Annotated in this window: 10 protein-coding genes; 6 read left to right on the top strand and 4 right to left on the bottom strand. The window is 63.0% G+C overall.

The window, feature by feature from the left end:
* Positions 1-1,021 (top strand): MFS transporter (locus J0I64_RS07840; protein WP_291407039.1); only part of this gene is annotated, 1,021 nt, incomplete at its 5' end.
* A gap of 47 nt (positions 1,022-1,068) precedes the next feature.
* Here J0I64_RS07840 and J0I64_RS07835 read toward each other — a convergent pair.
* Positions 1,069-1,857: a sulfite exporter TauE/SafE family protein gene (locus tag J0I64_RS07835; RefSeq protein ID WP_291407038.1), complete on the bottom strand. Its 789-nt coding sequence runs from the start codon at positions 1,855-1,857 to the stop codon at positions 1,069-1,071.
* Positions 1,858-1,947: 90 nt separating this feature from the next.
* Complete coding sequence (argB, locus tag J0I64_RS07830; protein WP_291407037.1) at positions 1,948-2,847, bottom strand: acetylglutamate kinase; 900 nt, start codon at positions 2,845-2,847, stop codon at positions 1,948-1,950.
* Between the two features lie 186 nt (positions 2,848-3,033).
* Between argB and J0I64_RS07825 the strand changes: the two genes are divergently transcribed.
* The 5 genes from J0I64_RS07825 to J0I64_RS07805 all read left to right on the top strand — a co-directional run bounded on the left by J0I64_RS07825 (position 3,034) and on the right by J0I64_RS07805 (position 6,638).
* A complete protein-coding gene (locus J0I64_RS07825) occupies positions 3,034-3,585 on the top strand; it encodes a sigma-70 family RNA polymerase sigma factor (protein ID WP_291407036.1) in 552 nt (183 codons plus the stop codon).
* A complete protein-coding gene (locus tag J0I64_RS07820; RefSeq protein ID WP_291407035.1) occupies positions 3,582-4,283 on the top strand; it encodes an anti-sigma factor in 702 nt (233 codons plus the stop codon). Before J0I64_RS07825 ends, J0I64_RS07820 begins: the two co-directional genes overlap by 4 nt.
* Positions 4,284-4,646: 363 nt before the next feature.
* Positions 4,647-5,210, top strand: a complete 564-nt coding sequence (locus J0I64_RS07815) for a fasciclin domain-containing protein (RefSeq protein ID WP_291407034.1) — start codon at positions 4,647-4,649, stop codon at positions 5,208-5,210.
* Between the two features lie 126 nt (positions 5,211-5,336).
* Positions 5,337-5,831, top strand: a complete 495-nt coding sequence (gene msrB / locus J0I64_RS07810) for a peptide-methionine (R)-S-oxide reductase MsrB (RefSeq protein WP_291407033.1) — start codon at positions 5,337-5,339, stop codon at positions 5,829-5,831.
* 63 nt (positions 5,832-5,894) lie between these two features.
* Positions 5,895-6,638, top strand: a complete 744-nt coding sequence (locus tag J0I64_RS07805; RefSeq protein WP_291407032.1) for a type 1 glutamine amidotransferase — start codon at positions 5,895-5,897, stop codon at positions 6,636-6,638.
* A 165-nt stretch (positions 6,639-6,803) separates the two neighbouring features.
* On the opposite strand, the gene yihA is transcribed toward J0I64_RS07805, so the two are convergent.
* Both yihA and J0I64_RS07795 read right to left on the bottom strand, forming a co-directional pair.
* Positions 6,804-7,457: a ribosome biogenesis GTP-binding protein YihA/YsxC gene (gene yihA, locus J0I64_RS07800; protein ID WP_291407031.1), complete on the bottom strand. Its 654-nt coding sequence runs from the start codon at positions 7,455-7,457 to the stop codon at positions 6,804-6,806.
* Positions 7,458-7,527: 70 nt separating this feature from the next.
* On the bottom strand, positions 7,528-7,828 hold a 301-nt coding region (locus tag J0I64_RS07795), incomplete at its 5' end, for a YidC/Oxa1 family membrane protein insertase (protein WP_291407030.1).

Genomic DNA, 7,828 nt, shown 5'->3' with positions numbered 1-7,828 from the left:
GGTCTGCGGCCCGATCCTGGGAGGTCTGCTCATCGAGTCCCATATCTTTGGGCTCGACTGGCAGCCGATCTTCCTCGTCAACGTGCCCGTCGGCATTGCCGCGGTGGTCGCCGGCCTCTACCTCATTCCGCGCCTGCCGGGCCATCCCGATCTCAAGAATGACTTTGTCGGCATCGCCCTTTTCGGCCTCGGCATCGTCGCCGTCGTCTTCCCCATCGTCGAGGGCCGCACCTATGGCTGGCCGGCCTGGGCCTTTGGCCTCATCGGCGCCGGTCTCGTGCTGATTGCGCTTTTCGTCTGGTGGACCCGCCGCCGTGCCGCCGCCGGCCAGCCGCAGCTGCTCAACTATGACCTGATCAAGAACCGCGACTTCATGTTCGGTGCCTTGGTGCTCACCATCTACGCCTCGGGTATTCCGGGCATGTTCATGGTCATTTCGCTGCTGCTGCAGAGCGGTTTTGGCATGACGGCGCTGGAATCGGGCCTCACCAACACGCCTTTCTCGGTCGGCGTGCTGGCTGCCTCCCTGATCGCCGGGCGCTTCGGCTCGAACTATCTGCGCTCGCGCCTCGCCGTCGCCGGTCTTCTCCTTGCCGGTGGCATCGGGTCGCTGCATTTCATCATCGGCGCAGCCGGGGATTCGATCAGCAGCTGGAGCTTCTTCGTGCCGCTGCTGTTTGCCGGTATCGGCCTTGGCATCGGCTTTTCGTCGCTCTTCCAGCTCGTGCTGCGCAATGTGTCGCCGCGCGACGCCGGTGCCGGCTCGGGCGCCATGCAGGCCTTCCAGCAGGTCGGCGGCGCGCTTGGCGTGGCGCTGATTGGGGAAATCTTCTTCACCAACCTTAGCGGCGCCTTTGCCGGCGGCGCAGCCCCGACCGAAGCCTTCGCCCAGTCCGCGACCCTGGCGCTCTGGTACCAGGTCATCAGCTTTGGCCTCGTCTTCCTCCTGGCCTTCCGGTTCAAGGGGCCGGATGGGCAGCGGCCCGACAAGGCGCCGCAGCCAGTCATGGTGGAAGCCTGATCCGAACAAAAAAGGGTGGGACCTCGGTCCCACCCTTTTCTTTTGCCTCAGCCGCCCGCTTTGCTCAGAAGATCCCAGGTCTGGTAGCCGGCGAGCGCCACCACCAATATGCCCACCAGCAGCATCAGCCGCCGCGCGGGCAGGATGCGCACCACAAAGCCGGCGAGCGGCGCGGCGAGAATGCCGCCGACCACCAACCCCGCGATTGACCACAGGTGCTGGTCAATGCCCTCGGCATCGGCCCAGTGTCCGGTCAGGAGCGCGGTGATAAAGGCGACGGAAACAGCCGTCGTGACGAAGAATTCGACCGTATTGACCGTGCCCACGACATAGCGCGGCGCGCCGCCCGAGCCGATAAGGCTCGTGGTCACGATCGGTCCCCATCCGCCGCCGCCCGCCGCATCGACAAAGCCCCCGGTGACGCCAAGCGGCAGCACCAGGGCGGATTTTGGCTCCCGGTAGGGCCCGCGCGCCCGAAAGGCGCGGTAGAGGATGTAGACGCCCAGAAGCGCGAGATAGGCGGTGACGAAGGGCCGGAGCATGGCGCCATCAATGGCCGTCAGCACATAGGTGCCGAGCACGCCGCCCAGAATGCCGGCCGGGGCCAGCCGCCAGAAGAGACGCCAGTTCACATTGCGGTGGCGCACATGGCTCGTGGCCGAGGCGGCCGTCGTGAACATTTCGGCGGCATGCACGCTCGCCGAAGCCGCTGCGGGCGGCACGCCGAAGGAGAGCAGCATGGTCGAACTGACGACGCCATAGGCCATGCCCAGCGCACCATCGACGATCTGAGCGAAAAAGCCGACCAGGGCAAATATGAAAAACTCGGTTCCCACGGCACCTCCCAGGCTCCAGAACGAAAAAGGCCGGGCACCGTTTCAAAATAACGGTGTCCGGCCTTCAAACAGAGTGCAGGGGCGTCAGGCTCAGCGCACGATCAGCGTGCCGGCACCGAATTCGGTGAAGAGCTCGACGAGAACCACGTGCGGCTGCTTGCCGTTGAGGATCACGACGCCCTCGACCCCATTGTCGAGTGCTTCGAGGCAGGTCTCGACCTTGGGAATCATGCCGCCCGAAATCGTGCCGTCGGCGATCAGCGACTTGGCGTCGCTCACCGTCAGCTCGGGAATGAGCTTGCCGTCCTTGTCGAGCACGCCCGGCACGTCGGTCAGGAACAACAGGCGCTTGGCGCCGAGCGAGCCGGCAATGGCGCCGGCAAAGGTATCGGCGTTGATATTGTAGGTGTTGCCGTCGCGGCCCGGCGCAACCGGGGCGATCACCGGAATCATTTCCGAGCGGGCCAGCAGGTCGAGCAGGGTCCGGTCGACTTCGACGGGTTCACCGACAAAGCCCAGGTCCAGCACGCGCTCGATGTTCGAGCCGGGGTCCTTGACCTTCTTTTCCGCCTTGCGGGCGAAGACCATGTTGCCGTCCTTGCCGCAAAGACCGATGGCCCATTCGCCTTCGGCATTGATCAGCGCGACGATTTCCTTGTTGATCGAGCCGGCCAGAACCATCTCGACCACTTCCATGGTCCGGGCGTCGGTGACGCGCAGACCACCTTCGAACTTGGATTCGATGCCGAGATTCTTGAGCATCGAGGCAATCTGCGGCCCGCCGCCATGCACGACGATCGGGTTGACCTTGGACTGCTTGAGCAGTGCGATGTCGCGGGCAAAGGCCTGGCCGAGCTTGGGGTCGCCCATGGCATGGCCACCATACTTGACCACGACGGTCTTGCCTTCGTAGCGCTGCATGTAGGGCAGGGCCTGCGCGAGAATGCCGGCATCGTGGCTGAAGCGGTCTGTAGTGTTCTGGTCGGACATGGGCTTGGCAGCTTCCTCACAAGGCCTAAGGTCGGCAAAGGGTCTAGAGCATTTTGTCGTGTCTATAAATGATATGCAGCGACAAAATCATGGCCGTGGATCCATTTCCCCTCATTTGCGTATATTGTGCGACGGGAAGACGAGGTGTGTCCCGTCTGGAGGAGCCAGGAGGCCATATCCGGACCGATGTCGATATCAGCTGACAGCCGCGAGATCGCAGATCTTATAGCGCGTTGCGCCCTGCGCGACCGTGCCGCTTTTTCCGCGCTTTACACGCGTACCAGCGCGAAACTTTTCGGAGTGACCCTGCGTATCTTGAGGGACAGAGCCGAAGCCGAGGAGGCGATCCAGGAAGTCTACATAAAGGTCTGGCAAAAGGCCGACCGCTACGTGGCGGGCGACACGAGCCCGATCAGCTGGTTGGTGGCCGTGGCGCGCAACCACGCGCTCGACCGGGTGCGTATCAAGCGCCCCGTGTCCGCCGATATGGATGAAGCCCTCGAAATCGCCGATCTGGGACCAGGACCCGAACGCAGCCTTGAGCAGGCCCAAGACAGTGCGCGAATTGCGCATTGCCTGGATCAACTCGATTCGGATCGCGCCGACGCGGTGCGCGGGGCCTATCTCGACGGTTTCAGCTATGAAGAATTGGCGCAGCGCCACGCCGTGCCGCTCAATACGATGCGGACTTGGCTACGGCGGAGCCTGATAAAGTTGAAAGAGTGTCTGGCCTCATGAGCGAGCAAGATAGAGACATGGGCGAAGAGCGCCGCGCGGTGGTCGCGGAATATGTCCTTGGCCTGCTCGACGCCAATGCCCACGAGGCACTGCGGCGGCAGATCGAGGGTGATCCAGCCCTCCAGCGCGAGCACGATTTCTGGGTCCGGCATTTCGCCCATCTCGACGCGCAGTTCGAGCCGGTTGCCGCGCCCGCCCATATCCTGCCGAAAATCGAAGAGCGTCTCTTCGGCGAGGCGAGAAAAGCCTCCTGGTGGGATAGCCTTGCTCTCTGGCGCTCCGTTGCTGCCGGTGCTGTCGCCGTAGCGGCCGTCGCCGTCGGCCTCACGGTGCTCGAGCCGCGCCCCGATTCCGCCGCGCTCACCACCCAGCTCGTTGCCGCGCTCCGCGCCGAGGGCAGCGATGTGCAGTTTGTCGCCCTTTATGACGGCACTGGCGCCGTGCGCCTGACCGCCCTTTCGGGCGAAGCGGTGCCGGGCAGCGATTATGAACTCTGGGCCATCCAGGGCGGCCATGCCCCGATCTCCATGGGCCTCGTACCGATCAACGCCCGCACCACCGTCGAACTCTCCGACGCCGTCCGCTCCGGCTGGGGCGAGGGCTCGGTGCTCGCCATTACCCTCGAGCCCAAAGGCGGCGCCCCCGGCGGCGTCCCCACCGGCCCCGTCGTGGCGCAAGGCGCGGTCACGAAGATCTAGTTTTTTTGGGCCCGGCGCCCGCACTGTCATGGCCCCGCGACACACGGCATCATTCCCGCGAAAGCGGGAATGTTCGTTTCTGCGCAGCGAGATTCCTGCTTTCGCAGGAAATGGAGGCATCGTCCGTCGTGGCCACGACATCGCCCCCAAAACTCGATCCCTCATCTCCCTCTTGATGGGGGAGGCCGGGAGGGGAGGGGCCGCACGCACAAAATCTCCCCTACGCAACTCCCCCCAGAACGGTTTCAAAATCGACTAAAAATATACCGCCCAAAAATCTGAAACTCCTCCGGCGCCCACTCCGTACCTTCCCATGTCCCGCAAATGATCGGGAACAGAATTCAACAGGAAGGAACTATTCAAATGACCATTTCCCTTCGTGCCCTCTCTATTGCTGCCGTGCTTTCCTTCGGTGCCCTCGCTGGCGGTGCGTTTGCTCAGGACAATCCTGAAGTGGGCGGTGCTCCGATGTATGCCGACAAGAATATCGTCGAAAACGCCGTCAATTCTGCCGATCACACCACGCTCGTCGCCGCCGTGAAGGCCGCTGGCCTCGTGGATACCCTTTCGGGCCCTGGCCCCTTCACCGTTCTCGCCCCGACCAACGAAGCCTTTGCCGCGCTGCCCGCCGGCACGGTCGAGAATCTGCTGAAGCCCGAAAACAAGGACATGCTGACCAAGATTCTCACCTGCCACGTCATTCCGGCCAAGGCACTGTCCACCGACATCGCCAGCATGGTGAAGGCTGATGGCGGCCAGCATGTCGTCGACACCGTCGGCGGCTGCAAGCTGACCCTCAAGGACGATGGCGGCAAGGTGACCGTCACTGACGAAAACGGCACCACGGCCAATGTCACTATCGCCGACGTGATCCAGTCGAACGGCGTCATCCACGTCATCGACAAGGTTCTCACGCCCAAGATGTAACCTTGCGCCACTGAGTTGCGAATAAGACAGCGAGGCCCAGCACCCCGGGCTGGGGCCTCGCGAAGTCTTGAGGATCAGGCGGCTTCGCCTGGTCTATAGTCGATCTGCCGGGGCGGGAGAGATGACATGCAATTGACGCGACGGACACTTCTCTTGGGTAGCACGGCCATGGCCGCGCTCTCGACCTTCACGCTCTGGCGCTCAGGCACTGAACCGCGGGCCAGCGAAGGCGACTTCCCCTTCAAGCTCAGCGATGCGGACTGGCAGAAAAAGCTCGATCCGGCCGCCTATCAGGTGCTGCGCCACGAAGACACCGAAAGGCCCTTCACCTCCCCGCTCAATGACGAGCACCGCACCGGCACCTTCCATTGCGCCGGCTGCGATCAGGCGCTGTTCCAGTCCGACAAGAAATTCGATAGCGGTACCGGCTGGCCCAGCTTCTGGGATTTCATTCCCGGCGCCATCGCTACCTCCGAAGACAACACCCTCGGCATGGTCCGCACCGAAGTGCACTGCACCAATTGCGGCGGGCACCAGGGGCATGTCTTTGACGACGGCCCCGCGCCGACTGGTCTGCGCTATTGCATCAACGGTGTGGCGCTGCATTTCGTGCCGGCGTGAGGGCAGGGCATAGCTGCGTTGACGTGGTCCGGTGTTGATCTTTGCCGGTGAACGCCGCTAGGTGTGCCAACCTTTCTTACCGTCAAAAACCAGATGCGCCTCACGATCGTCCAGACCGGGGAAGTCCCCGAACCGCTCCGCCCGACCTTCGGTCCCTATCCCTCTATGTTCGAACGCATGTTCAATGGCACGGGCGGTCACTTCGACTATGAAGTGGTGACGGCACATGACAACAGTCTGCTACCCGATCCGCAACGCATTGAGGGGATCGTGATTACCGGTTCGCCCGCCGGCGTCTACGAAGATCACGACTGGCTGCCACCGCTGCGCGAGTTCATTCGCCGCGCCTATGCTGCCAAAACGCCCATGCTCGGCATCTGCTTCGGCCACCAGATCATGGCCGATGCCCTTGGTGGTGACGTGCGAAAATCCGAGAAAGGCTGGGGTCTCGGGCGCCACACCTATCGCGTCAAAGGTCGCCCCGGTTTCATGCTCGATGCCCCGGAATCGCTCTCGGTCGCCTGTTCGCACCAGGACCAGGTGATCGCGCCGCCGAGCGAAGCAGAGGTGCTGCTGGCCTCCGATTTTACCCCCAATGCCGGGCTTTTCTATAAGTCCGGCAAGGCCTTGAGTTTCCAGCCACATCCGGAATTTCTCGACGATTATGCTCTGGCACTCGTTGAACTCCGGCGCGGCAAGGCACCCGAGGCGGTGGTCGAAGAAGGCGTCGCCTCATTTGCCCGTACGTCGGACAGCGCCAAGATGGCGGACTATATCGGCAAATTCTTTTCCGAAACGGGCGCCTGACAAGTTCACCCCAAGGCATCGCCTAATGCGACGCTGGTGGAAGAAACCAATGTGGCTGACGTCGCGGTTTTCGAACTCGGCAATGCCCGGGTGGCGGCGCGCTACGCGGCCTGATCGGTCCTGACATCAAAGAGAAAGGCGCATCCCGGGGGATGCGCCTTTTTCTTAGGCCCCGCCGCTTTCCAGCAGCATGGCAATTTCAGTTCGCAGCTCCTTGATGCCCGTGCCCTTCTCACTCGAGGTGAGGAGGACGTGGGGGTGCGCGGCCGGCCGCTTGGCGATTGCGGTGCGGGTCGCTGCGAGCGCCTTTTCGACATCGGCGGACAGGGGCTTGTCCGCCTTGGTCAGGACGACCTGGTAGCTCACTGCGGCACGGTCGAGCTCGTTCATGACGCTAAGGTCGTTGTCCTTGGGGCCGTGGCGGCTGTCGACCAGCACATAGACGCGGCGCAGGGTGGCGCGGCCGGTCAGGTATTGGTGGATCAGCTTGGTCCAGGCCTTCACCTTGGGCTCGGGCGCCTTGGCATAGCCATAGCCGGGCATGTCGACGATGCGCAGGTTTTCGCTCTGGCTCTCGAAGATGTTGAGTTCCTGAGTGCGGCCCGGCGTGTTGGAGGTGCGCGCCAGGTTGGACGTGCCGCAAAGCGCGTTGATCAGGCTCGATTTTCCGACATTGGAGCGGCCCGCGAATGCGATCTCGACCCGATCCATAGGCGGCAGGTCGGCGAGGCTGACGCAGCCCTTGGTGAACAGGATTGGGCGCGCAAACATCAGGCGGCCGCGTTCGATGAGGTCGGTGGGGTAATTGATTTCGGTCATGTGGTGCTCGGCCTCAAAGACTGGGGCCCGCTGGGTTTTCCAGCGGGCCCCGAATGGTGCGGGAATGTCGTCAGCTCTTTGAATTTTCTGCCGGCTTGGGCTTCTTGCGGAAGCTGTCCAGGATATTGCCGAACAGGTTCACCTCAGCGCCGTGGCGCTTCATGATCACCCACTGCTGGGTCACCGAGAGGGTGTTGTTCCAGGCCCAGTAGATCACAAGACCAGCCGGGAACGCGCCGAGCATGAAGGTGAAGATGATCGGCATCCAGTTGAAGATCATCGCCTGGGTCGGATCCGGCGGCGGCGGGTTGAGCTTCATCTGCACCCACATGGTGATGCCCATGATCACCGGCCACACGCCGAGGTGGAGG

The organism is Devosia sp., assembly GCF_017307565.1.
Lineage (GTDB): Bacteria > Pseudomonadota > Alphaproteobacteria > Rhizobiales > Devosiaceae > Devosia.
The sequence above is the reverse complement of the archived record's forward strand: the minus strand, read 5'-3'. Positions and strand labels throughout refer to the sequence as shown.

Excerpts from the sequence above, each read along its gene's own strand:
- J0I64_RS07815 (WP_291407034.1), top strand. The coding sequence starts at position 4,647 with ATGACCATTTCCCTTCGTGCCCTCTCTATTGCTGCCGTGCTTTCCTTC.
- J0I64_RS07825 (WP_291407036.1), top strand. The coding sequence starts at position 3,034 with ATGTCGATATCAGCTGACAGCCGCGAGATCGCAGATCTTATAGCGCGT.
- yihA (WP_291407031.1), bottom strand. The coding sequence starts at position 7,457 with ATGACCGAAATCAATTACCCCACCGACCTCATCGAACGCGGCCGCCTG.
- J0I64_RS07820 (WP_291407035.1), top strand. The coding sequence starts at position 3,582 with ATGAGCGAGCAAGATAGAGACATGGGCGAAGAGCGCCGCGCGGTGGTC.
- argB (WP_291407037.1), bottom strand. The coding sequence starts at position 2,847 with ATGTCCGACCAGAACACTACAGACCGCTTCAGCCACGATGCCGGCATT.
- msrB (WP_291407033.1), top strand. The coding sequence starts at position 5,337 with ATGCAATTGACGCGACGGACACTTCTCTTGGGTAGCACGGCCATGGCC.